This is a genomic window from Oleiphilus sp. HI0043 (genome assembly GCF_001634935.1).
In genome coordinates this window covers 1-1,477 of the sequence record NZ_LWEY01001172.1, presented here as the reverse complement: position 1 = coordinate 1,477, position 1,477 = coordinate 1, and the positions used below count along the sequence as shown (strand labels likewise).

2 protein-coding genes are annotated in these 1,477 nt (G+C 46.9%); one reads left to right on the top strand and one right to left on the bottom strand.

Translation table 11 applies throughout. The features are described from left to right. Nucleotides 1–919: patatin-like phospholipase family protein (locus tag A3729_RS13505; protein WP_197475846.1), on the top strand; the 919-nt coding region annotated here is incomplete at its 5' end. On the opposite strand, the gene A3729_RS13500 is transcribed toward A3729_RS13505, so the two are convergent. Beyond that, the coding region (locus A3729_RS13500) for a flagellin (RefSeq protein ID WP_255376394.1) at nt 914–1,477 on the bottom strand (564 nt) is incomplete at its 5' end. The genes A3729_RS13505 and A3729_RS13500 overlap by 6 nt on opposite strands.

Sequence of the window (1,477 nt, the reverse complement as noted above, 5' to 3'; positions counted from 1 at the left end):
GGGAGCAATCACGGCGGGCATGCTGGCTACTCACACAAATAAGGAAGTACTTACTCTTCTAGGTAAGCCCGAGGAAAGTAACTACAGCCCTTTGAAGCGTTTACCGCTTAAAGGTATTTGGCAACAGCAATCATTACTCGACCCAGAGCAACTGCGCAGCTGCGTTGAACACAACGTCGGATTAATGACTTTTGAAGAAGCCTTTAAAAAAACCGGCCGAAACGTAAGCATTACAATTTCACCTGCCCGAACAGGCCAAAAGCCAAGAATTCTGAACTACCAAACTGCACCAAGTGTTTTTGTCGCATCCGCAGCGCAAGCATCTTGCTCTGTCCCTGGCTTATTTCCTCCTTGCCAGCTCTACGAGAAGAATGCCCGCGGGGAAAAGCAAACCTACCTGAAAGGAGAGCTTTGGTATGACGGCTCTTTTGCTACCGATATTCCAAGACAAAGAATGAGCCGACTTCACAATGCAAACTACTTTATAGTCAGCCAGGCCAACCCACATATTGTGCCTTTTGTCTCTCAACGTCAGGAAGATGGTTTTGCAGCCTTCCTTGCCGACCTATTGGTCAGCAGTAGCTTCTCTCAAGGCAAGGCGCTACTTAAATTGGGCAAGCGTCGATTTCACTCCCAAGCTTGGAGCTCGTGGCTAAATCACGCCTCCTTGATGCTTGATCAGGACTATTTGGGCGATATCAATATCCACCCTGAATTTCCGCCTTCCTGGTATGCTAAGTTCATGAAGAACCCCAGCCCTTCAGAAAGAGACTATATCTTGAAAATGGGTGAACGCTGCACCTGGCCAAAACTAGCCATGATTAGGGATCAAACTCAGATAAGCCGAACCTTACAGGCTTGCATCGCTCATCTGGAGCAAAGCGTCAAAGAAGAAAGCTTAAAGGCCACAGCCTTATAAGCGATCAAATAAGGAAAGCGAGGACACCTGGGAGTAAGAAGAGTAGGCAGCTTCCAGAGTGAACTGCTGCAAAGACAACAAACTGACTGCTTCCGCATAGTCAACCGATTCTAGGTCGCTCAGAGTTTGCTCTGTTAGAAGCTCCACATCCTTAAGCTGTTCCTCTGTTGTTTCAACAGTGTTCAGACGTGCACCAATCTGGCTTCGAGCTTCTAGAATAGAGGTTTCAGCGCTATCCAGGTTTATCAAGGCACTTTCCAGGTTCGCATCAAAAGTCGCTCGACCTTCTTCTGTGGCAGTAAAGTTATCCAAGGTATAGATAAACTTCTCAATCGTTGACAGAACGCCCTGCTTTTCAGTTGATTCGATAAAGAAGCTATCACCCGCAGTAGGCGTGCCGGTTATCTCAAATTGAACGCCATTGACGACAATCGGATCATTCTGTGAATAAGCCTGATTGGCCAGATAAGATCTACCCGTCGCTTTGTCAGTCACGTTAAACTCTGAAGGCGAGGTGAAAGTCACTATCATATCACCAGGATAAAACTGGTCATAAAG